16 protein-coding genes are annotated in these 22,279 nt (G+C 71.6%); 4 read left to right on the top strand and 12 right to left on the bottom strand.

Annotated elements, in window-relative coordinates; genetic code table 11:
• Positions 1-6: 6 nt before the first annotated feature.
• From AAFX79_11675 to AAFX79_11645, 7 genes are all read right to left on the bottom strand, one after another.
• Positions 7-1,065: a type III polyketide synthase gene (locus AAFX79_11675; protein MEO1009216.1), complete on the bottom strand. Its 1,059-nt coding sequence runs from the start codon at positions 1,063-1,065 to the stop codon at positions 7-9.
• Positions 1,062-2,195, bottom strand: a complete 1,134-nt coding sequence (locus AAFX79_11670; GenBank protein MEO1009215.1) for an FAD-dependent monooxygenase — start codon at positions 2,193-2,195, stop codon at positions 1,062-1,064. The genes AAFX79_11675 and AAFX79_11670 overlap by 4 nt, the downstream gene beginning before the upstream one ends.
• Positions 2,177-2,866 carry a methyltransferase domain-containing protein gene (locus AAFX79_11665; GenBank protein MEO1009214.1) on the bottom strand — a complete coding sequence of 230 codons (690 nt, stop codon included), beginning with the start codon at positions 2,864-2,866 and terminating at the stop codon, positions 2,177-2,179. The genes AAFX79_11670 and AAFX79_11665 overlap by 19 nt, the downstream gene beginning before the upstream one ends.
• A gap of 8 nt (positions 2,867-2,874) precedes the next feature.
• Positions 2,875-4,227: an MFS transporter gene (locus AAFX79_11660; protein MEO1009213.1), complete on the bottom strand. Its 1,353-nt coding sequence runs from the start codon at positions 4,225-4,227 to the stop codon at positions 2,875-2,877.
• 20 nt (positions 4,228-4,247) lie between these two features.
• Positions 4,248-7,178, bottom strand: a complete 2,931-nt coding sequence (locus tag AAFX79_11655; GenBank protein MEO1009212.1) for a DNA translocase FtsK 4TM domain-containing protein — start codon at positions 7,176-7,178, stop codon at positions 4,248-4,250.
• Between the two features lie 69 nt (positions 7,179-7,247).
• Positions 7,248-8,990, bottom strand: coding sequence for an aldehyde dehydrogenase family protein (locus AAFX79_11650; protein ID MEO1009211.1), 1,743 nt, complete (start codon positions 8,988-8,990; stop codon positions 7,248-7,250).
• A gap of 152 nt (positions 8,991-9,142) precedes the next feature.
• Positions 9,143-9,721 carry a PEP-CTERM sorting domain-containing protein gene (locus tag AAFX79_11645; protein ID MEO1009210.1) on the bottom strand — a complete coding sequence of 193 codons (579 nt, stop codon included), beginning with the start codon at positions 9,719-9,721 and terminating at the stop codon, positions 9,143-9,145.
• A gap of 190 nt (positions 9,722-9,911) precedes the next feature.
• Between AAFX79_11645 and AAFX79_11640 the strand changes: the two genes are divergently transcribed.
• The 4 genes from AAFX79_11640 to AAFX79_11625 all read left to right on the top strand — a co-directional run bounded on the left by AAFX79_11640 (position 9,912) and on the right by AAFX79_11625 (position 14,271).
• A complete protein-coding gene (locus tag AAFX79_11640; protein MEO1009209.1) occupies positions 9,912-11,435 on the top strand; it encodes a YifB family Mg chelatase-like AAA ATPase in 1,524 nt (507 codons plus the stop codon).
• Between the two features lie 108 nt (positions 11,436-11,543).
• Complete coding sequence (gene accB, locus AAFX79_11635) at positions 11,544-12,008, top strand: acetyl-CoA carboxylase biotin carboxyl carrier protein (protein MEO1009208.1); 465 nt, start codon at positions 11,544-11,546, stop codon at positions 12,006-12,008.
• Positions 12,008-13,375 (top strand): acetyl-CoA carboxylase biotin carboxylase subunit, encoded by a 1,368-nt coding sequence (gene accC / locus AAFX79_11630; GenBank protein MEO1009207.1) that lies wholly within the window; start codon positions 12,008-12,010, stop codon positions 13,373-13,375. The genes accB and accC overlap by 1 nt, the downstream gene beginning before the upstream one ends.
• Before the next feature lie 278 nt (positions 13,376-13,653).
• Positions 13,654-14,271, top strand: coding sequence for a PEP-CTERM sorting domain-containing protein (locus tag AAFX79_11625; protein MEO1009206.1), 618 nt, complete (start codon positions 13,654-13,656; stop codon positions 14,269-14,271).
• 132 nt (positions 14,272-14,403) lie between these two features.
• Here AAFX79_11625 and AAFX79_11620 read toward each other — a convergent pair whose 3' ends face one another.
• The 5 genes from AAFX79_11620 to AAFX79_11600 all read right to left on the bottom strand — a co-directional run bounded on the left by AAFX79_11620 (position 14,404) and on the right by AAFX79_11600 (position 22,236).
• A complete protein-coding gene (locus AAFX79_11620; GenBank protein ID MEO1009205.1) occupies positions 14,404-14,862 on the bottom strand; it encodes a hypothetical protein in 459 nt (152 codons plus the stop codon).
• A 78-nt stretch (positions 14,863-14,940) separates the two neighbouring features.
• Positions 14,941-16,959 carry a hypothetical protein gene (locus AAFX79_11615; protein MEO1009204.1) on the bottom strand — a complete coding sequence of 673 codons (2,019 nt, stop codon included), beginning with the start codon at positions 16,957-16,959 and terminating at the stop codon, positions 14,941-14,943.
• Positions 16,956-19,136 (bottom strand): site-2 protease family protein, encoded by a 2,181-nt coding sequence (locus tag AAFX79_11610; protein ID MEO1009203.1) that lies wholly within the window; start codon positions 19,134-19,136, stop codon positions 16,956-16,958. The genes AAFX79_11615 and AAFX79_11610 overlap by 4 nt, the downstream gene beginning before the upstream one ends.
• A 16-nt stretch (positions 19,137-19,152) precedes the next feature.
• Positions 19,153-21,132, bottom strand: a complete 1,980-nt coding sequence (locus AAFX79_11605) for an efflux RND transporter periplasmic adaptor subunit (protein MEO1009202.1) — start codon at positions 21,130-21,132, stop codon at positions 19,153-19,155.
• A 51-nt stretch (positions 21,133-21,183) separates the two neighbouring features.
• Complete coding sequence (locus AAFX79_11600) at positions 21,184-22,236, bottom strand: efflux RND transporter periplasmic adaptor subunit (protein MEO1009201.1); 1,053 nt, start codon at positions 22,234-22,236, stop codon at positions 21,184-21,186.
• Positions 22,237-22,279 lie beyond the last annotated feature (43 nt).

Raw genomic sequence — 22,279 nt, 5'->3', positions numbered from 1 at the left:
CCGCCTCTACCGCGCATCGTCCGCGAGCAGCACGGCTTCGCCCGTCAGTCCGGGGCCGAAGGCCATCGCCAGCAGGGGCAGGCGGGCGCCCGCGCGCAGCATCCTGTCGATGATGAAGAGGATGGTGGCCGACGACATGTTGCCGTGCTGGCCGAGCACGTCAGCCGACGCCTCGGTCGCCGACGGGTCGAGGCCGAGCGCACCGGCGACGCGTTGCAGCACCCTGGGCCCGCCGGGATGGATGGCCCAGGAGGCGATGTCGCCGCGGGCCATGCCCCGAGCCGAGAGCAATCCATCGACCCAGCCGGGCACGTGCCGGCTGAGCAGGTCGGGGACGCGCGGCGAGAGCGTCATGAGGAAGCCCGAGGGTCCGACGTCCCAGGCCATCTCGCTGAGGCTGTCGGGCAGCAGGACGGCCTCGGAGTGGGCGATCGCGGGACCGTCGCCGCCGCGGCGGACGACGCAGGCGGCCGCACCGTCGGCAAAGAGGGCGTCGGCCACGGCGGATCCCTCGGGCTGCCCGCCCTGGAAGTGCAGCGAGCACAGCTCGGCGCAGCACAGCAGCACCACCGCGTGCTCGCTCGATGCCGCGAGCGCCCGCGCTACACGCAGGCCGTTGAGCGCGCCGTGGCAGCCCATGAAGCCGACGTTGACGCGCTCGGTGCTCGCTGGCAGCTCCAGCCGGTGGATCAGCTCGATGTCGAGCCCGGGCGAGGCCAGCCCGGTGCAGCTGACGGTGATGAGATGGGTGACGCCGTCTGGCCGCACGCCGGCGCGGCCGAGCGCGGTCGTGCACGCGTGGGCGGCGATGGGGGGCGCGAGCTCGTGGTAGCGGCGCATCCGCTCGGCCGTGCCCTCGGCCTGGGCGATGGCGAGGTCGCCCTCGTGGAAGGCCGCCGACGCGATGCCCCGTGAGCGCACGCCCGAATTGCGGTAGAGCGTGCTTATCGCCCGCGCCCGCGTGCCATTCGCGCCCGATGCGCGTGCGATCAGCTCGGCCACGCGATCCTGGGCGATGGTCTGCCCGGGGGTTGCCAGGCCGATGCCGACGATGGTCGCGCTCACGCCGAACTCCTGGCCGTGGAGGTTGCGTGCGTGCTGAGTGCGCCCTCGAGGTGGCGCGCCACGGCGGGGCGGATGGCCGCGAGCCGAGCCCCGGCACCGATGAGCGCAGGCCGCCGCACGAGCAACGCGGTGCGCCGGCATCGCCGGTGTGCACGGCCGAGCAGCGTGCGGTGCTCGCGGGACCACGCGGCCGCGGCGGGGTCGTGCTCGAGGCACGCCAGCGCGTGCGGCACGACGGCCTCGGCCGAGAGCAACGCCCACGACATGCCCTCGCCCGTGAACGGCTCGACGTAGCCCGCCGCGTCGCCCACCGAGAGCACGCGGCCCGACTGCGCGGGACGGGACCGCGTGAGCGTGGGCGTGCCCCGCCAGGGGCCGGTCGGGACGCTCGCCGGATCGAGGCCCGCCCGGGCGGCCATGGCACGCAGGAGCGCGGCGGGCGAGCCGTGCCGCCGCAGCCACGCTGGCGAGACGGCCGCCGCCCAATCCGTGCGGCCGTCGGGCAGCGCGACGCCGCCCAGATAACCGTCCCCGCCGACGATCATCCGCAGGTCGGATCCGCACGGGTCGATGCCATTGCGCGGCGCGGCCGTGGTGGTGCCGAGTCCGACGCGATTGGTGCGGCGGACGCGGAACGGGACGCCGTCCACGCGATGGGCCAGCAGGCCCGCGGCGTTGATGACGACGCCGGCGCGCACGGTCCGGGTTTCGCCGGCGTGCGTGATGCGCACTCCGCCCTCGGCGTCGGCGGCCACCGTCGTATTCCAGGCGAGCACCGCGCCCGCGTTCTCCGCGGCGTCGGCGAGGCGTGCGTCGAGCGCCTCGCGAGAGATCGCCCGCATCCCGTCGAGAGGCAGCGTGGTCGTGTGGCCGCGGGTCGACAGCCGGAGCACGCGGATCGGTGCGGCATCGCGGAGCACGCCGCCGAGGTTGGCGCGGTCCAGCACGGCGGCACCGCCCGAACCCAGGCAGCATCCACAGACCTTGGGCCGGCCGCGGCGGGCCTTCTCGGCCAGCAGCACGGATGCGCCTTCGCGGGCCAAGAGGCACGCGGCCAGGGCGCCGGCGGGCCCGGCGCCCACCACGATCGCGTCCCACCTGTCCCGCGCACTCAGGGCGTCGGACTCCATGCCAGCAGCATACGCCCGGGGAATCGCGGCGCAACGCTCCATCGCCCCGCGATTCCCCGCACCAGGTCTCGGGCTTCTGCCAACGAGAACGCCGCCCGCGCCGAGCGCAGCGCATCGACGTGCACGACCGGCGACCGGGTGGCGATCCGGGGCACCGTGGCGGCCAGCGCCGTGCCCCATGCGCCGCGCCGCAGGTCGTTGGCGAGCACCAGCCTGCCGGCGGCGTCGCACATGCTTCGCAGCACACGCTCGGCCTCTTCGTTGGTCAGGTGGTGCAGGAAGAGCGAGCACACCGCGACGTCGGTATCCGGCAGCGGCTCGCGGAGCAGGTCCAGCGGCATGGTCCGCAGCTCGATGCCGGCGGCGTCTGCACGTTCGCGAGCCCGGCGGAGCGCGTGCTCGCTGACGTCGCAGGCCGAGCACTCGACCTCGAGCCCGGCCTGCCGCGAGCGCAGGGCGAGGGCGATGGGCACGTCGCCGCTGCCCGTCGCGACATCGAGGAGTCGCAGCGGACGATCGAGCGCGGCCGCCTCGCGACGAACGTGGGGCCACAGCATGGCGGCCGAGCGGCTCATGCGGTTGAGCCGGGCGAGCCCACGCAGGGCCGCGTCGTGCGCGGCGGGGTCGATCGCCGGATCGTCCATCAGTTCGCCGACGAGCCGCCTGGGCATCGGGCAGGCTACTCCGCGGCGTGCGGCGGCGCCGGCCGCTCGAGCCTCGAGCACCATGCCCCTAGCGCGACCGAGGCGGCGACGAACACCAACATCCCCGGGCGGAAGCTGCCCAATTCGTCGATGCTCACGCCCAGCACGATCGGGCCCAGCCCCGTGCCCGCGACGGCCAGCCGCGTCACCGAGCCGCGGATGGCGCCGTGATGGGCCCGGCCGAAGTAGCGCGCAACCGTGGGCACGCCCGCGGCGGTGGCGGCCGCCTGCGACACGCCGAAGCAGGCCATCGCGAGCACGCCGATGGCGACGCTCCCGAGCGACAGGAAGAGCGTCGCTGCCGCCGCCAGCAGCAGCGCCGCCAGGGACAACAGGATCCTCGGGTGCACGCGATCCGCCAGCCAGCCCGCGGGCAGCACGGCGACCGCCATCGTGATGGACCAGGCCATCACCAGCGCCGCGGACGCCTCGGGGTCCAGACCCGCCTCGGCGAGCATCGGCTGGGCGTGGAAGATCAGCGCCGTGCCGATCAGGCCATTCATCACGCTGCTGAGCGCGAGGATCCAGTACGCCGGCGTGCGGACGGCGGCCCGCAGCGTGAAGGCCGGGTCGTACCTCGGCTCGGACCTTGGCTTATCGCCCATTTCATCGCCCGCTTCGCCGCCCGAGTCTTCGCTGGCGTGCGGCGGATCGCCGTCGATCCGCTGGCCCATCTGCTCTGGGTGGTCCCGCGAGAGCAGCAGGCCCATCGGCAGCACGAGGATCCATACCAGCAGGCCGAGCAGCGCGTACGCCGTCCGCCAGCCGACCTCGGCGATGAGGAAGGCCGCCAGTGGCGCGAAGGCGGCGAAGCCCAGCTGGGTGCCCACCAGCTTCATCGCGTTGACGGTGCCGAGCCTGCGCTCGAACCACAGCGCGAGCGCGTGTCCACTCGTCAGCGCGAGCGAGCCCTGGCCCAGGAACCGCAGCAGGAAGAAGGCAACGGTGAGCATCACCACCCCCCGTGCCTGGCCCGCGAAGACGCACGCCAGGCCGAAGAGCACGGCGACGGCCAGCATCACCCGCCGCGGCCCGATTCGATCCGACGCACGGCCCACCAGCACGAGCGGAGACGCCGCCAGCACCGTGCCCACGAGGTAGGCGGTGCTCAGCATCGTGGCCGAGAGCCCGAGCGACGTGGTGAACGATTCGTTGAACTGGCTGACGATGAGCGTCTGGCCCGGGGCGGTGGCGATGAAGGCCACCGTGCAGACGCCGGCCATCACCCATCCGTAGAAGAAGCGGGGCTTCTCGGGTGGCGCAAGCGTGGGCTCGTCGCGCGACTCGGTCGCGATGGGTGCGGGCTGCGGGTCGGCGCGGGTCGCCATCGAGCCCCAGCGTAGATCGGCTAGGCCCGCTGCGCCCGCGGCGGATCGGGCTCGAAGGGAGGTTCCTCGGCCTCGTCGTCCTCGTCTTCGAGTTCTACGTCTTCGAGTTCTTCGTCCTCTAGCTCCTCGTCCTCGTATTCCTCTTCTTCGTCGAACTCCTCGTCCTCGTCGAGCTCGTCCTCGGCTTCCTCATCCTCGAGCTCTTCGTCGTCCTCTTCGCCCTCGAGTTCCTCGTCCCCGGACGCCTCGTCGACTAGTTCGTCGCCGGCCCCTTCGGCCTCGTCCTCTTCCGCGTCCTCGTCGAGAATCTCGTCTTCGAGCACCCCATCGTCCGTGGCGGCCGGCTCGAGTTCGTCCTCGAGGTCCTCCGGGAAGGGCTCGTCAGGCTCGTCGTCGGCGCCGGCGTCGCGGGCGGCGAGTTCTTTCATGGCGACCCATTCCTCGGGCGTCACGAGCACGTCGCGGGCGACGCTGCCCTTGTGGTCGCTGATGATGCCGGCGATGCCCATGAGGTCCACGAGGCGGCTGGCGCGGGTGTAGCCGATCGCGAGGCGGCGCTGCAGCAGGCTCACGCTGCCGCGGCGTGACTCCAGGACGATCTCGACGGCCCGATCGAACAGCGGGTCCCTGAGTGCGCGACGCAGGCTGGCGGAGTTGTTGTTGGCGCTGGCGAGCAGGCGGTCGTCGTCGGTCAACCCGCCGTCGGCCTGGCCCAGCTGCATGATCTGCCGCTCGAAGGTTGGGCCGGCAACCTCCTTGACGAACTTGACGACGCGGCGGATCTCGAAGTCGTCCACCAGCGTGCCCTGCGAGCGGATCAGCTTGTGGCTGCTGGGCGAGAGGAACAGCATGTCGCCCTGGCCCAGCAGCAGCTCGCCGCCCTTCTGGTCGAGGATGATGCGGCTGTCGAGACCGCTGGCGACCTTGAAGGAGATGCGGCAGGGCATGTTGCCCTTGATCAGGCCCGTGACGACGTTGGCCTGCGGCCGCTGCGTCGCCAGGATGAGGTGGATGCCCACCGCGCGGGCCTTCTGGGCGATGCGGACGATCGAGCCCTCGACCTCCTTGTTGGTCATCATCAGGTCGGCCAGCTCGTCGATGATGAAGACCATGTAGGGCAGCTTGCGGGGGATGCGGGCGGCCTCTTCGTCGGTGGTCTTGCCGAAGCGGTCCTTGATCTCGTCCCAGTCCAGCTCGTTGTAGCCCGAGATGTCGCGGCAGCCGGCCTCGGCGAGCAGCTCGTAGCGCTCGTCCATCTTGGTGACGGCCCACTCCAGGATGGCGGCGGCCTTGGACATCTCGGTCACCACCGGGCACATCAGGTGGGGGATGTCCTTGAACTGGCTCATCTCGACCATCTTGGGGTCGACGAGCACGAGCCGCAATTCGTTGGGCTTGCGGGTGTACAGGAACGACATGATGATGGTGTTCATGCACACCGACTTGCCGCTGCCGGTCGTGCCCGCGATGAGCACGTGGGGCATCTTGGTCAGGTCGGCGATGAGCGGCTCGCCGCTGGCGTCCTTGCCCAGGAACATCGGCAGCCGCATGCCCTGGAACTTCTCGGGCATGCCCATGAGTTCCTTCAGGCGGACGCGTTCCTTGGTCGGGTTGGGCACCTCGATGCCCACGGTGTCGCGGCCGGCCTGGTTGGCGACGACGCGGATGTTGACCGACTTGAGCGCGCGGGCAATGTCGCTGGAGATCGCGTTCAGGCTGCTGACCTTGGTGCCCGGCGCCAGCCGCACGTCGTACTGCGTGATGACCGGCCCGCTCTCGATGCCCACGACCTCGCCGTCTATGCGGTACTGGTGCAGGGCGCGCTCGAGGGCCTCGGCTCCCTCACGGACCATCTCGTCGAGGGTCTCGTTGAAGCCCTCGTCGGGGGCCTCGAGCAGTTCGACGCTCGGGAAGCGGTAGCCCTCCAGCTCCACGCCCTGGAGGTCGCGTAGGTCATCCTCGGTTGCGACCGAGCGGGTGTCGCGGGCGAAGAGCACCGGCATCTGCTCGATCTTCTCACGGAGGCGGTCCTCGTTGAAGATCTGCGGTGCGCCCGGGGCCTCGTCGTCGTCGAGGGCCGCGACCTGTTCCACGTCCTCCTCTTCCTCCGGCTCGTCGTCTTCGTACTCATACTCGTATTCGTACTCGTCGTCCTCCTCGAACTCATCGTCGGGCTCCTCGAGGTCGTCCTCGATAGCCTCCTCGACACGGCGGCCTCGGGCCTCGGCCTTCCGCTGGCGCACGCGCTTGGCGGCGGGCAGCCGCTCGTCGTCGTCGAGGTCGTTGGCCCGGACGCGCGACCGCGGCGCCGGCTTCAGCCCGCCCGCGAGGCCGGCGAACCAGGCGCCGATCGACGCGAGCACGCCCGGGGCGCCGCGGGCGCCGGCGGCCGCGAGCGACGCACGGTCCCACGCCCAGATGCCGGCGGGCAGCAGCCACCGGTCGTAGGCGATCACGACGCCGATGAGCGCTAGCAGCAACATCCATAGCGCCGTGCCCGCAGCGTTGAAGTGGGCCCGCAGCTCGTGCGCACCAACCAGGCCGATGACGCCGCCGGGCAGGTCGGGCAGGAGGGCCGTCGAGGGCAGCAGCAACGCCTGCAGGCCGGCGACCGCAACCGCGATGAGCACCGCGCCCAGCCCGCGGACGAGCGGATGGTCGACGCGGGCGCCGCAGAAGTGCAGCACGATGAGCACCGACAGGCCGGCGAGGAAGGCCCAGGCGCCGACGCCGAGCGCCTGGTACGACCAGAAGGCGACCGCCGCCCCGATGCCGCCCATCCAGTTGGCGGCGGGCTCGTTGGGCGGCCAGACGGCGTAGCCCGGGGCGTCGGCCCGGTCGAAGCCCAGCAGGCTGGCGGCGACGAAGAGCAGCAGCGCCGCGGCGACCAGCCACGCGAGCCAGCGCGCGATCGGTGCCGCGTCGTCCTCGACCTCGTGCGCTCGGGCCATGAACGAACGTTATCGGCGCGGCCCCGGCCGGCGCGGTAGATTGCCGGCTTGCCCCCTGCGAGGGCCGAATCAGGCCGCTCGGGCCGCGTCGCCGGACGGCCCGGCGGCCTCGCCCGCGTCGCCTTCGTCGTCCCGGTCCGCGTCCGTGGGGTCGATCAGCTCGCCGTTGACGATGCGGGGGATCTCCAGCGGGTTGGCGGTGCGGAGCTCGCGGGGCAGCAGGGCCTCGGGGGCGTTCTGGTAGCTCACGTCGCGGAGCCAGCGGGTGGCGGCGGCGGGGCCGACGGCCGTCCGGCCCTCGCCCAGCGACGCCGGGTACGGGCCGGCGTGCACCAGCGAGGTGCACAGCTCCAGCCCGGTGGGGGATGCGTTGAAGACCAGCCGCCCCGCGCGGTGCTCCAGGATGGCCGCCAGCTTGTGGCACAGCTTGGAGTCCGAGGACGACATCCACATCGAGGCGGTGAGCGCCCCGCCGACGCTCGCGGCGGCGCCGAGCAGGTCCTCCTCGTCGTCGGCGACCACCGCGAGCAGCACCGGGCCGAACATCTCGTCGTGGAGCGTGCGGCTGTCGGCGAAGACGCCCGCCGAGCAGCGAAGCAGGCAGCCGTGGGCCGTCGCCGGGCCGTCGGCCTCGGCCTCCTGGGCGTAGTGCGAGCCCCCCTCCAGCCGCACGCCCGGCGTGTCGAGGCAGCGACCCAGCTCCTCGAGGAATGAGGTCCGCACCCGCAGGCTCCGCATCCGCGACGCGGGCAGCTGGTCGAACAGCGAGGCGAGCTGGCCGACGAACTTCTGGCCCGGTGCGCCGCGTGGTACGACCACCACGCTCGGCCGTGTGCAGGTCTGGCCGGCCACGTTGGTGCAGGCGCGGAAGAGCCGCTCGGCCACGCCGTCGGTGTTGGATTCGAGCGCCCCCGGCAGCACGAAGACCGGATTGATCGTGCCGATCGAGGCGTGCAGGCGCACCCCCGGGGCGTACGCCGCGACCCGCTGGGCGATGCGGTCGGCGGTGCGCCGCCGGCCCGTGAACGCGACGCCCCGGATGGCGTGGTGCTCCACGAGTTCGTCGACCACGCCGCCGACGCGGTCCTCGGCGGCGTGCAGCAGCGTCACCATGCCCTCGGGCGCGCCCGCGTGCCGGCAGGCATCGATGGCCGCCCCGGCGATCATCGCGTCGGTCATCGGGTGCTCGTGGTGGGCCACCGCGACGATGGGGCATCCCGCCGCCAGCACCGAGGCCGCATCAGCCCCGAGGCATCCCGCCGTCAGCGGCTGGTTGGCCGGCCCCAGGACGACGACCGGCCCCAGAGGCCGGCGGACCCGCCTCAGATCGGGCTTGGGCAGCGGGCGGCGGCTCGGCTCGGCCGTGTCGATGCTCGGATCGCTCCAGGGCCTCGCTCGCACCAGGCCAGCGAACATCCGGAGCGTGGCGACCAGCCGCTCCCGCTCGGCGACGATCCGCACGGCGCTGAAGCCCGTCTCCTTGGTGGCGAGCTTGGTCAGGTCGTCGCCCAGCAGCCGGACGGCGTTGGCGATCTCCTCGAGCATGAGGGCCCGCTGCTCGTCGTCCATCCGGAGGGCGTCCTGGAAGGCCGCCCACGCCGCGTCGCCTGCCGCCCGGACCTCATCGCTCGACGCGCTGCACGCGACCGTCGGCAGCAGCGACCCGGTGGCGGGGTTGCGGGCCTGGAAGGTGGCCTTGCCCGGCTCGTCGGGCCGGAACGCCTCGGGGATGAGGCTGCGGGCCGGCTCTTCGGCCGCCGCGGACGTGCCGATGGCCGCCGCCTCCCTGGTCTTGGATCCGCCGGACGCCATCACTACGGCATCGGCCGCTTTCCGCCGCCGGTTCATCGGAATCGGCGACCCGGCCGGCATGGGCGCAGGAGAAAGCCCGCCGGGAGGGCGGGCTCGGTGCTGATCCAAGACGTGCTGCTTCGGGAGGTTCTGCTTCGAGGGGTACCCTCGGCCTAGCGGCGGCGGCGTGCGGCGGCGAGGCCGCCGAGGCCCAGCAACGCCAGCGAGGCCGGCGCTGGGATGACACGGATCGCGCCCGTGGCCTCAATGACCGTCATGGTCACGTCGGAACTGCTGCCGTCCGAGCCGGTGTAGAGCGTGTACTGGTCGGTGATGGTGGCCAGCGGCACCGAGCGGGTCGAGAAGTCGGTCGTCGACCACGTGGCCGACCAGACCAGGATCGGGTCCGAGGTGTCGGCGAACAGGCCGCCGGGCGGGAACTGCAGCTGGCCGACGACGATGTTCTCGACGCCGTCCACCTCGATATCGCCGGGCTCCTGGCCCGGGTCGCTGAACGCGGAGGCCGGACCGCTGAACATGCCGCTCGTGTCGGCGCTCAGGTCGAACTCGGCGGCGGCGAAGGCGAAGAACGTCGGCGAATCCCAGTCGGCCCAGACCTCGACGGTCGTGCTGGGCGTGCCGGGGCTGACCACGTTGCTGACGCGGATCTCGTAGCCGTTGGTATCGAGCGATGCCAGGGCCGTGGCGGACATGGCGGCCACGGCGATAGCGGCAATCTGGGTGCGGTGCATCTCGTCTCTCCTGAAGCGCAGCTCCTACCTACGCGGTTCCAGCATATCACAGACCCGGCCGCTCGTTCAACGAAAAAGGCGGAATGCAACGATCCGGCCAAGAATTTTTGGTTTTATCGGCAGGCGTCCGCATCTGTTCATGATCCGATCGGTCTTGCCGGGGCCGGTCCGTCGCCGCTACGCTGCGCCGATGCCGTCCAATATCCGATCATTCCTGCTGCGGGGCGTCGACGCCGAGCCGTGCGAGGTCGAGGTCGACCTGGACGATGCGGCCCTCGCCCGCGAGACCATCGTGGGGCTGCCCGATGCCGCCATCCGCGAGTCCATGGAGCGGGTGCGGGCGGCCATGGGCAACGCGGGGTACGCCTTCCCCAGCGGGCGGCTGGTGATCAACCTGGCGCCGGCCCACGTCCGCAAGGAGGGGCCGATCTACGACCTGCCCATCGCCGTGGCGCTGCTGCGGGCGACGGGGGTGGTCCGCGGGTCCCGTCCCGACGAGGGCCCGCCGCGGTTGCATCGCTGCATGATCGCGGGGGAGTTGGCCCTGGACGGCAGGGTGCGGCCCATCCGCGGGGTCATCGCGATGGCGGACCTCGCAAGGCGTGAAGGGCTCGACGCCGCCATCGTGCCGGCCGAGAACGCGGCCGAGGCCGCCGTCGCGGGGCCCTGTGCCTACGGGGTGCGGACGCTGGCGGAGGTCGTCGGGCTGCTCAACGGCGTGCTCGATCTCGAACCGCTGCCGGCACCCGACCTCGACGCCCTGCTCGGTGGGGCGGCCGCCCCGATCGACTTCGCCGAGGTACGGGGGCAAGAGGCCGTCAAGCGGGCGATCGTCGTCGCCGCCGGCGGGGGGCACAACCTGCTGATGCTCGGTCCCGCCGGCACGGGCAAGACGATGATGGCTCGGGCCCTGCCGGGCGTGCTGCCGCGGATGTCGCCGGCCGAAGCCATCGAGGCCACCCGCGTGCATTCGGCCGCCGGCGAGTTGCCCGCGGGGCGGGGGTTGGTCACCAGCCGGCCGGTCCGCACGCCGCACCACACCGCGTCGGCGGCGTCGATCGTGGGCGGCGGGGTCGTGCCCCGGCCCGGCGAGGTCTCGCTGGCGAGCCACGGCGTGCTGTTCATGGATGAGCTGCCCGAGTTTCCGAGGGCCGTCCTCGAGACGCTCCGCCAGCCGCTCGAGGACCAGGTCGTGACGATCTCGCGGTCGCGGGGCACCGTCCGCTTCCCGGCGGATTTCCTCTTCGTGGCGGCCATGAACCCCGCGCCGGGCGGCGCTGCCAAGGCCGGCGGGGCCCGGGCGGCGGAGCGATACCGGGCGCGGATCTCGGGCCCCTTGCTGGACCGCATCGACATCCACGTCGAGGCGCCGGCGGTGCCGTGGAAGGAGCTGTCGGCCACGGGCGTCGCGTCCACCGGATCTGCCGAGATGCGCGAGAGGGTGCTCGCGGCTCGGTCCGCCCAGCGGGCCCGGCAGGGCGATCGCCCCAACGCGCGGCTGAGGGGCAGGGAGCTCGACGAGCTTGCCCCCATGAGCGAAGCGGCTCGGGCGCTGCTGGGGCAGGCCATCGCCGAGCTGGGCCTGTCGGCACGCGCGTACGACAAGGTGCGCCGGGTCGCCCGCACCGTGGCCGACCTGGAGGCCGCCGACGGGCTCGATGTCCAGCACGTGGCCGAGGCGGTGCAGTACCGGCTGCTGGACCGCGAAACCTGAGGCGTCGCCCGTGCGGGGGACGATCGGTATCATCCGGGCACGCGCGAGCCGGGCCGCAACGCGGGGCCGGGTGCGTCGCGTGCGTGCCAGCCGTGGAGTAGCCCGCCCATGATCGATATCGAGAAGCTCCGCCAGCTCGTGGACCTGATGGTCGAGCACGAGCTCACCGAGATCGATCTGAGTGACGAGGACGAGTCCATCACGCTGAAACGCGGCCCCGGGGGTGCGATCGTCTATCCGGCGGCCCAGCCGGCGCCCGGGGCTATGCCCGCGACGGCCGCACCCGCAGGATCGGCGAGCGAGGCTCCCCCGGCCGCCCCATCCGACGACGGCCTCAAGGCCATCGAGTCGCCCATGGTGGGCACCTTCTATTCCGCGCCCGATCCCGATTCGCCGACGTTCACGTCGGTGGGGGCTGCGGTCTCGCCCGATTCGGTGGTCTGCCTGGTCGAGGCCATGAAGGTCTTCAACGAGATCAAGGCCGAGATCTCGGGCACCGTCGAGCGGGTATGCGTGAAGAGCGGCGACGCGGTGGAGTTCGGCCAGCCGCTGTTCATGGTGCGTCCGGCCTGATGTTCCGACGCATCCTGATCGCCAACCGGGGCGAGATCGCCCTCCGCATCCTCCGGGCCTGCCGAGAGCTGGGCGTCGAGGCCGTCTGCGTCTACTCCGAGGCCGACAAGGACGCGCCCTACCTGCGGCTGGCCGACCGGGCGATCTGCATCGGTAAGGGGCCGGCCAAGGACAGCTACCTCAACATCCCGCGGATCATCGCCGCGGCCGAGGTCAGCGACGCCGACGCGATCCACCCGGGCTACGGCTTCCTGGCCGAGCGGGCCGACTTCGCGGCCATCTGCCGCGAGTGCAAGATCGAGTTCATCGGGCCCAGTCCCGAGGCGATGGCGCAGCTGGGCGACAAGGTCGAGGCCAAGAAGGCCGCCCGGGCCGCCAAGGTGCCCGTGTTCCCGGGCTCCGAGGGCGCCATCGAGGAAGAGGACGAGGCGGTCGAGGTCGCGGCCGACATCGGCTACCCGGTCATCATCAAGGCGGCCGCGGGCGGCGGCGGCCGCGGCATGCGGGTCTGCCACAACGAATCGGCGCTGCGGGCCAACATCAAGAAGGCCCAGCAGGAGGCCCAGGCCGCCTTCGGCAACGGCGCGGTCTTCATCGAGAAGTTCCTCGAGAGCGCCCGCCACGTCGAGGTCCAGGTGCTGGGCGACAAGCACGGCCACTCGGTGCACCTCTTCGAGCGGGATTGCTCGATGCAGCGCCGCCACCAGAAGATCATCGAGGAAGCCCCCGCGCCGGGCGTCGATCGCAAGAAGGTCGCCGGCGTGTGCGATTCGGCCGCGAGGCTCATCCGCAACGCCGAGTACGCCGGCGCGGCCACGGTCGAGTTCCTTATGGACGCCGACCAGAGTTTCTACATGCTCGAGGTGAACACCCGGGTGCAGGTCGAGCATCCGGTCACCGAGCTGATTACGGGCGTGGACATCGTCCGGACGTCCATCCTGGTGGCGGCGGGCGAGAAGCTGGGCATGAAGCAGAAGGACGTCTCGGTGCAGGGCCACGCCATGGAGTGCCGCCTGAACGCCGAGGACCCCGCCCGCAACTTCATGCCCAGCCCGGGCCGGATCGAGACCTGGGAGCTGCCCGGCGGCCCGGGCGTCCGCGTCGACAGCCACGTCGTGCCGGGGTACACCGTGCCGCCGACGTACGACTCGATGGTCGGCAAGCTGCTGGCCCACGGCGAGGACCGAGAAGCCTGCATCGTCCGCATGGTGCGGGCCCTCCGCGAGCTGCAGGTGGGGCCCATCAAGACGGTGGTGCCGCTGCACCTGCAGCTGCTGGAGCACTCGGCCTTCCGCGAGAACGCGGTCGACATCCACTTCCTGGAGCGGTCCCTGAAGCAGGGCCTGCTGGGTCCCTCGGCGGGCTGACCCGGCGCTCCCGTTTCCTTGCTTGCCCTGCCCAGGTATCGGTTCTTGGCCGGTGGCGGCGCCGCGGCGATTAGGCGGACCGAGTTACCGTGACCCTAAAATAATACAAATACGGGCGTCGTCGACGGATTCCGCCCTTTTTTGTGGAATTTCGCGAACAATCGGCTTCCGAACCCAGGGAGTTCGGGTATGCTCTCGCCAATCGACCGGCATAGCCGGTGGAGAGACTTGACACCGCCGGAACGCGTCCGGCGTCCATTCGTATGAGGAGTGAGACGATGCGCATTGCTCTGAGTGTTGTTGCCGTCGCTGGCGTGGCTTCGGCCGCCGCCGCCCAGTCGACGATCTTCTTTTCCGACTTTGAGGCCGATGGTGGCGGCTTCGTGGCCAGTGGCGTGAACGGCGACTGGGAGCGTGGCATCCCCGTCGGAGCGGACGGCACGGCTCTCGGCGGCTTCGGCGGCCCCGAGCCCGTCGGCGGCTTCAGCGGCGATTTCGTGTGGGGCACCGTCATCGGCGGCCTGCACGGCGTCGGCAGCGATGAGCAGCTCAGCCAGACCTTCGACTTCACCGGCCTGACCGACATCAACCTCTCCTACCAGGAGTGGCTGGACAGTGGTTCGTCGACCTTCGACATGGCCAGCGTCATCGTCAACGGCGACGAGGTCCTGCTAGCCGACGGCGGCCCGACGGGCGACTGGCGCGAGGTGAACATCAACCTCGATGCCTACGCCGGCCTGAGCGACGTCGAGATCACCTTCAACTTCGTCTCGACCACCGTCGTCGAGCGCGTTGGCTGGTACATCGACGACGTCCAGATCACCGCCGTCCCGGCGCCGGCGTCGCTGGCCCTGCTCGGCATGGGCGGCCTGGCCGCCATCCGTCGTCGCCGCTAATCCCGGTCGCGACAGACAACCCTGTCAACCCCGCAGCGCCCGGCTCATCGCCGGGCGTTGTTGTTGCCACTCTGCTTCTCGTCGAACCCATTCTGCTTCTCGTCGAATGATGGGTGCCGCAAGATCGCCCGATCACGCGGGCGTTCGTAGTTCCTCGGGAACGCCGGTGAGCAGCGACATCGATCGCTCGCCGATGATCGAACCCGAGTCGTCCGTCGGCCACGCGAGCTTCAGCGTCAGAAGCTGCTCGTTGAGGCACCAGCCGTCGGTGGCGCGATACACGATGGCGACCGTGCGGCCGAACTTGCCCCGGACCCGACCCGTGCGGTCGTAGACCGTCGAGGCGATGACCAGCGGCGTCTCGGTGGGCAGTTCGGCCTCGAGCCAAGCCTTGACGAAGAGCCCCGCCTCGCGTTCGTCGCCCCTGGTCTCGGGGGTGTTGACCGATTCGAGGCGCAGGCGCTCGTTCATGTGCAGCGACCAGCCGACGTCGATCTGCACGTCGATGGTGTCGCCGTCGACGACGCCGTTCATGACCGCCTTGCGGACGAAGGCGTCGCTGGGCAGCGGCGGGAAGATGGGCGTGTCCATGGGCGGCCTCCGATCCGCAGGAGCGATGGTTGCGCCCGCGGCTCACGGCGGAACTCGAAACGGTATGGATGGATGCCGCTACGCGCCGGGCAGGTGCTTGTCGATCCAGTCGTCCTGCCGCATCACCTGGCCGCGGTTGATGCGGGCTCGGCGCTCGGCCCTTCGCTGGGCGAGGCCCAGGACGAAGCGGGCGAGCCGCGAGTGGGAGATCTCCTCCCGGGTCGTGCGGCGGCGGATGGATGCGACCCAGCCCGGGCACTCGTGGATGAGCACCTCGTCCTCGAGGCTCGCGAAGACCTGGGCCGACCCCGGGTCGCCCTGCCGGCCGCTGCGTCCGATGAACTGGCGGTCGATCCGGGTGGCGGCGTGGACCTCGGACAGCAGCACGTGCAGCCCGCCGGCGTCGCGGGCCTGCCGGTCGAGCACGATGTCGGTGCCGCGGCCGGCCATGTTGGTGGCGACGGTGATGGCGCCGCTGCGGCCGGCGTCGGCGATCATGTCGGCCTCGGTCTCGTCGAAGTTGGCGTTGAGCACGCGGTGGGGCAGCCCGCGGGCCTCGAGCCGCTCGGCCAGCCGCTCGGAGGCCTCGATGGACCGCGTGCCCACGAGCACCGGTCGGCCCTGGGCGTGCTGGGCGACGATCGAGTCGACGATGGCGGCGGTCTTGGCGGCGTTGGAGCGGAAGATGCGGCTGGGCATCCGCTCGCGGATCACCGGCTTGTTGGTCGGGATGACGACGACCGGCCGGGCGTAGACCGTCTCGATCTCGCTCCGCGCGTCGGCCGCGGTGCCCGTCATGCCCGCCAGGAAGCGGTAGCTGCGGAAGAATCGCTGGAAGCTGACGCGGGCGAGCGTCTCGCGGTCGGCGGTGACCTCGACGTCCTCCTTGGCCTCGACCGACTGGTGCAGGCCGTGCTCCCACGAGCGGTCGGCCAGGAAGCGGCCGGTGTACTCGTCGACGATGACCACGCGGCCGTCGACGATCTGGTAGTGGTGCCCGCGCAGGTAGCAATGCCGGGCGACGAGTGCCTGGCGGATGAGCTCCTCGGCCCGCCGCTGCGCCCGCCAGATGGCCTCGTCCTGCTCGGCGAAGAGGTCCTTGAGCCGCTCGCGGCCCCGGCGTTTGAGCTCGGCCTTGCGGCGGACGTGGTCGATCGAGTAGTCGGGTCCCTCGTCGAGCTGGGCGGCCAGCTGCGAGGCGGTGCGGTAGACGGGGCCCATGTCGTCCTGCGTGCGGGGCTGGGCGATGATCAGGGGGACGACTCCCTCGTCGATGAGCACGGCGTCGGCCTCGTCGACGAGGGCGGCGTGCAGCCCGGGGACGAGCGGCGCCAGGCCGCCGGCTTCGGCGCGGTCACCCAGCCGCGCGAGCGCCTGGCGGCCGACCCACGGCGTCTTGAGCCGGCCGAGCCGCAGCTGGTCGCGGAGCCAGTCGGCGGTGATCTGCTTGGGCGTGCCGTAGACGATGTGCCGGGCGTACATGCCCGCGCGCTCGGCGGGGGTCATCTCCTGGGTGATGGCGCCGACCCGCAAGCCGCACCGCTCGTAGATCGGCCGGCGGGACTCGGCGTCCCGAGCGGCGAGGTAGTCGTTGACCGTGAGCACGTGCAGCCGCTTGCGGGACCAGGCAATGAGCGGGGCGGCGATCGAGCCGGTGAGCGTCTTGCCCTCGCCGGTCGCCATCTCGACGACGCGGCCATGGTACATGCCCAGCGCGCCGGCGAGCTGTACGACGAAGGGCTCCTCGCCGGTCTGGCGGCGGGCGACCTCGCGGAGCAGCGCGAAGGCGTGGCGGACCTGTTCGCGGTCCGCCCTGCCCCGCACGAAGGCCTCCCGCGCCGTGCGGATGGCGTCGTCGAGCGGGCCTTCGCCCAGGTCGGCGATGGTGGGCCGCAGCGCGTCGATCTGCTCGGCCTCGGCCAGCAGGTAGCGGCGGGAGACGCGGAGCAGTTCGGCCTTGGCGCCCGCCGCGACGGCGATCTTGTCCAGGGCCGAGTAGCTCGGCGGCCGCCGGCGTCGTGCGCGGAGCGCCTGGTAGAGCACCTCGTACCGCGTGAGCGGCGAGACGCCGGCGGGCGATGGAGCGGCGGCGCTCACAGGTCGATGCGCCCCTGGACCAGCCGGCGGAGGCGATCAATCCACTGGCTCGCCAGCGGTCGCGACGGCAGCGTGAAGAGCACGACCACCCGCTCGCCGGGCATCGGGGCCGACCTCGACTGGCCCGGCTCGAAGGTCGCGTCCATCTCGACGACGAAGCGGGCGCGCTTGGCCGTGGGGGCGCCCTGCTGCTGGCGATCGGTGAGCACCTGGCCGCCGCCGACGTCGGCCAGCGCCGGGTGGGGGAGCGTGCGGTCGCCGGCGGCGCGGCGGCGGACGGCGACCACCGGATGGCTCTGGCCTGGCTCGGTCCGCCGGCGGATCTTGGCGGTGAAGTCCTCCTCGAAGGCCAGGAGCTGCAGCCAGTCGGCCTCGCCCTGGTCCAGCGAGGCCACCACCTGGATGTCCTCGCTCTCGACGACGGTGCAGATCGGCTCGCCGATGCGGACGAAGGCCCCGGCGTGGCGGCCCGGATCGTCGGCGACGTAGCCCGCGTGCGGTGCGCGGATGGTCAGTGCATCGACGCGATCCTGCAGGAAGGCGAGCCGCTCGGCCAGCGCCCGGCGGCGCTGGGTCATCAGGTCGTTGATGGGCATCTGCTCGGACATCGCCAGGCGGAAGCGGGCCTCCAGCTCGGCGGCCCGGCTCCGGGCCTGCGCGAGCTGCGCGACCAGCTCGGGGTTCTCGCAGACAACCAGGACGTCGCCCTCCGCCACGCGGGTGCCCGGCTCGGCCGGCACGTCGACGACGAAGCCGTCGGCGCCCGCGAAGACGCCGGTCTGCTGCATGCTCTCGACGACCGCGTCGGTGCGGCGGTGGTCGGGCACGGGGATCGCCCCGAGCACGATGGCCCCGAAGGCCACCGCCAGGATGCTCGTGAGCACCGCCCGCGTGCGGTGCTCGGCCAGGTGCGGGTGCGTCGCCAGCCAGTGGACCCACTTGCCCGTGGGGATCAGGAACCACGCGGCGGCGGTCCAGATGGCGAGCACCAGCCCGATGCCGAAGAGCTGGCCCATGACGAAGAGCGTGATCGAGAAGAACAGGAAGACGCGATAGGCCAGCGCCGCCCAGCCGTAGACGAACAGCAGCGGTCCCTCGCCGGGCTGGATGGTGGGGGGCTTGGCCCGCTTGTTGAAGTACAGCAGCTTCTGGAAGTGGTACTTGATGAGGCCCTGGGCCCGCTGCATCAGGTTGGGCGCCTCCATCAAGTCGCTGAGGATGTAGTAGCCGTCGAAGCGCATCAGCGGGTTGGCGTTGAACAGCAGCGTTGTGATGCTCGCCGTGAGCATGGTGCTGTAGGCCAGCTGGTTGAACAGGCCGCCGCTATCGAGCGTCGCGAGCCAGACGAAGGCGGCGAGGGCCGCGGTGGCCAGCTCGAAGAGCATGCCGGCGGCGGCGACGGCGACCCGCTGCCACTTGCTGGGGAAGGCCCAGCAGCTCGACGCATCGACGTAGGGCGCGGGGAACAGCACCAGCATCATGATGCCGATCTCGGGGACCTGGCCGCCGAAGCGCTTGCAGACCAGCCCGTGGCCGCTCTCGTGGATGATCTTGCTGATGACGAAGATGACGATCAGCCAGGGCCAATTGGCCGGGGCGATGGCGCCCTGGAAGCGCTCCGAGGCGAAGAGCGCATCGAACTCGCTGGCGAGCGCGATCAGGGCCGAGCCGAGCAGCACGATCCAGGCGATCAGGCCCCAGCGGGTGATCAGCGGGCGGACGATGGGCTCGAGGGCCTCGAAGATGCCGTCCGGATTGAACAGCCGGACGCGGAAGTACATGATGCCCATGGCCTGCTGGATGGCCTTGCGCTCCTTGCGCTTCCGCGAGCGGCTGAGCAGCTGCTCGGTCTCGGGCGTGTCGTCGACGGCCAGCAGGTTGGCGTTGTAGAGCTGGCCGATGAGCTCGACGGCCTCGACCTGGGTGGGCGCCTCGTCGCCGTGGGTCTCGAGGCACAGCTTCCAGGCGTCCTCGACGGTGCGGCGGCCGTCGAGCAGGCACACCAGCTCGTAGGCCATGGGCGTGAGGCGGTAGAACTGGTTGCTGGCGGGATCGTGCACCACATGCCACCGGCGGCCGCGGTAGTGCTGCCGGGTGATCTGGGTGTGCGAACGCAGGTGGGGCTTGAGCGCCCGCACGCGGCTCCACACCGGGCTGAAGGTTGGTCGTTCGCTCATGGTGCGGTCCGGGCGGCTAGTACCAGAGCCAGAGGCGGACGGTGTCGATCAGCCGGCGGCTGAGCACCCACACGATCCGCTTGTTCTCGGTATCGAAGTAGGCAATGCCCTCCATGCCCGGCCGCAGCCAGCCGGGCGGATCGACGAGCACGCCGCGCAGCTCGAAGACGTTGGCGCCCTCGTCGGGGCGGCCCAGGGGCACGAGGGTCTGGCCCTGCAGCTCGAATCGCTCACCCGGGCGCGCCCGGGTGGCGAAGCCGCCGACGCTCTCGGCGGTGACGTAGCCGATGTCGCGGTCCTCGACGCGGGCGACGACCTCGAGCTGGTCGAGGCTGGCGATGCGGTAGATCGGTTCGCCGAGCTCGGCGGCCGATCCGACGCGGCGTCGCGCATCGCCGGAGATGATCGTGCCGTCGATGGGGGCGCGAACGACGGCCCGCTCGATCTGCAGGTTGACGTAGCGGAGGCTTGCGGCGGCCTGCTCGGCCCGCGCCTCGGCCTGCGTCGCGGCGTTGAGGTCGTTCTCCTTGCGGGCCTCGTCGGCCTCGCGGAGGGCGGCCGACATGCGGCTCTGGGCGTCGAGCTGGCTCTCCTGGAGCTCGGTGGTATCCAGCCGCAGCAGCACGTCGCCCGCGCTCACCTGGGCGCCGGGCTTGATGCCCTCGGGCACCTCGAAGATGATGCCGGCGTAGGGCGCGGCCACCACCCGCTCGTCGACGGCGACCAGCTCGGCCTGCGCGTCGATGCGGTAGGGGATCTTGATGAAGGTGATCGCCAGCAGGATCACCAGTGCAACGACGGCCGCAAGCTTCCACGCGGTGTGCTTGGGCGTGAGCACCCAGGCGGCCGTCCGCAGCGTGCTGTGCCAGGCGCGGACCGGCAGCGGGCGGTCGTCGCTGCGGCGGAGCTCGATGACCGGGCCGACGAGGTCGAGCGTGGCCTGGAGCAATTCGAGGCGGGCGGGATTGACCTCCACGCCGTCGGTGACCTCGAGGGTGGCGACGCCGACGACGTTCTCTCCCGAGCGGATGGGCAGCGAGCCGACCCGCATGCGGGCGTCGCTGGACGACAGCTCGCGGTGGGCGTGGGTGATGGCGGCGGCGAGCACCGGGTCGGCGTCCGGCTCGCTGCCGTCGACGCTCGGTGGCGCCTTGGGCAGCGGATAGACGACGGCGTGCTCCTGGTCGAAGCACTCCTCCATCGCCGCCTCGATCATGCGGACCATCTTGAGGCGGCGGTCGACGTGCTCGGTATCGCTGAGCGCGACGACGCGGACTACGCCCGAATCACCCAACCCCTTGACCCAGCCCAGCGCGGCGCGGTCGGCGCCGGCTGCGCGGGCGAGGTCGTTGACCATCTGCAGGCACGCGCCCTTGAAGCCGTCGGCCTCGTTGATGGAGGCGATGAGGCGGCCGGCGAGATCGAGTGCTGCCGACGCCTGCCACGCGCCGCGTGCGTCCTGGCGGGCGACATGCAGCCGCGCGTAGCCGCACAGCAGCTCCATGAGCGCCATCGTGGTCTGGATGGCCTCGCGGGAGCGCTGCTCGACGGTGATGCAGATGGTCGCCCGCTTGCCATCCTCGAACTTGAGGTCCACCGGGCAGGCGAGGACCGCGGCGGCCTGGCCGCCCGCGGAGTAGATGCCGTCGTCATCCTCGGCCAGCGAGAACACCCGGGCGTCGCCGGTCTTCTGCGCTTCGGTGGCGGCGGCCCGCATCCACGAGCCGTGCTCGACGCGGGCGGGGTCGATGGGGGCTGCCTCGGGGGGGCGACCTCCGGCGGACGCGACCGCGACGGCATACGGAATGCTGGCCTCGTCGCCGCCGGTCTCGGTGTCGGGCGCGACGAGCACGATGGCGCCCTGCCGCGCGTTGGCCACGCGGGCCAGCACGCCGCACAGCCGGGTCAGGAAGGCCGTCGCGTTGGCGGCGTCGCTCGACAGCTCCTCGACGACGCGTCGCCAGGCGGGCGTGCGGAGTTTGGACAGGTCGGTCACGGGTGGTGCGTCTCGGTGGGGTCGGGCTCGTTCGGCCGGCGGGGCCGCGGGCTAGGGCGCATCGGCGACGGCGGTCGGGTTCGCGTCAATGTCGGGGGCCGGCATGATCGATCCGGGATAGCGGGCCAGCGTCTGCATGAACTCGGCCGACGGCTCCTCGAAGCGGACCCAGGCCTGCAGGCCCGCCAGCAGGCGTTCGGCGTTGGGGATCTCGATCTTCACGGTCACGCGGTCGGCCGCAAAGTTGGCGACCGGGCTGACCTCCAGGACGCGGCCCCGGACCATCTTGGGATCGCCCGCGACGTTCATCACGACCCAGGCGTCGTTGCCGGGCTTGATCTCGTCGTCCTGGCCGACGCGGATCATCGAGGTGGGGGTGGGCAGGCGGATGTGCAGCGGATCAATGGCGACCAGCCGCAGGACGGGGGCGGAGTCCTGCATGACCTGGCCCGGCGAGACCTCGACGGACTCGACGACGCCGTCGAACTGCGCGATCAGGCTGAAGCGTTCGAGCTCGGACTCGAGCCGCTTGAGGGTGATGCCCTGCTCGGTGAAGCGCTCGTGGGCGGCGTCGAGTTGCAGCTTGGCGGCCTCGAGGCGGGTCTTGGATCGGTCGTACTCGAGGTTGTTGCTGGCGCCATCCTCCCGCGCGCGTTCCTGGTTGTCGAACTCGATCTGGGCGAGCGCGAGGTCGTTCTCGGCGCTCAGGATCTCCAGGCGGTTCTCGGCGCGGCGGCGCTGGAGGTTGACGGCCTCCCGCGCGCCGCCGTCGCGGGCTCGGACGAGCACGTCGCCCTTGGCCACGCGGTCGCCGGTGCGGACCAGGATGTCGCGGATCTCCGAGGGCTGGGCGAAGCCCATGCGGGCGTCCTTGCTGGGCTCGGCGAAGTGGTAGATGCCGTCGAAGACCGCCACCCAGGCGGGGTCTCGGGACAGCGGGTCGGCGGCCTGGGCGCTTCCCCGACGGGCGTCCTGGCTCGCCCCATGGGCGGCGACGGTGGGGGCGAGCGCGAGGCACATCGAGGCGGCGGCGAGGGCGGCCGTCGCGGTGCGCGAGCGTGGGAGCCGGAGGGGGATGCTGCGGACGGGAGCGTTGTGTGCCATGGTCGGGCCAGTATACGGGATGCGGGTGGGTCCCAGTTCCTAG

This window comes from Planctomycetota bacterium, assembly GCA_039819165.1.
Classification (GTDB): domain Bacteria; phylum Planctomycetota; class Phycisphaerae; order Phycisphaerales; family UBA1924; genus JAHCJI01.
Note: the sequence above shows the minus strand (reverse complement) of the source record. Positions and strands in the feature narration are given on the sequence as shown.

Bases quoted from the DNA above. Each gene is read 5' to 3' on its own strand.
- AAFX79_11640 (MEO1009209.1), top strand. From the start codon at position 9,912: ATGCCGTCCAATATCCGATCATTCCTGCTGCGGGGCGTCGACGCCGAG.
- AAFX79_11625 (MEO1009206.1), top strand. From the start codon at position 13,654: ATGCGCATTGCTCTGAGTGTTGTTGCCGTCGCTGGCGTGGCTTCGGCC.
- AAFX79_11655 (MEO1009212.1), bottom strand. From the start codon at position 7,178: ATGGCCCGAGCGCACGAGGTCGAGGACGACGCGGCACCGATCGCGCGC.
- AAFX79_11650 (MEO1009211.1), bottom strand. From the start codon at position 8,990: ATGGCGTCCGGCGGATCCAAGACCAGGGAGGCGGCGGCCATCGGCACG.
- accC (MEO1009207.1), top strand. From the start codon at position 12,008: ATGTTCCGACGCATCCTGATCGCCAACCGGGGCGAGATCGCCCTCCGC.
- AAFX79_11620 (MEO1009205.1), bottom strand. From the start codon at position 14,862: ATGGACACGCCCATCTTCCCGCCGCTGCCCAGCGACGCCTTCGTCCGC.
- accB (MEO1009208.1), top strand. From the start codon at position 11,544: ATGATCGATATCGAGAAGCTCCGCCAGCTCGTGGACCTGATGGTCGAG.
- AAFX79_11670 (MEO1009215.1), bottom strand. From the start codon at position 2,195: ATGGAGTCCGACGCCCTGAGTGCGCGGGACAGGTGGGACGCGATCGTG.
- AAFX79_11600 (MEO1009201.1), bottom strand. From the start codon at position 22,236: ATGGCACACAACGCTCCCGTCCGCAGCATCCCCCTCCGGCTCCCACGC.
- AAFX79_11610 (MEO1009203.1), bottom strand. From the start codon at position 19,136: ATGAGCGAACGACCAACCTTCAGCCCGGTGTGGAGCCGCGTGCGGGCG.
- AAFX79_11660 (MEO1009213.1), bottom strand. From the start codon at position 4,227: ATGGCGACCCGCGCCGACCCGCAGCCCGCACCCATCGCGACCGAGTCG.
- AAFX79_11645 (MEO1009210.1), bottom strand. From the start codon at position 9,721: ATGCACCGCACCCAGATTGCCGCTATCGCCGTGGCCGCCATGTCCGCC.
- AAFX79_11665 (MEO1009214.1), bottom strand. From the start codon at position 2,866: ATGCCCAGGCGGCTCGTCGGCGAACTGATGGACGATCCGGCGATCGAC.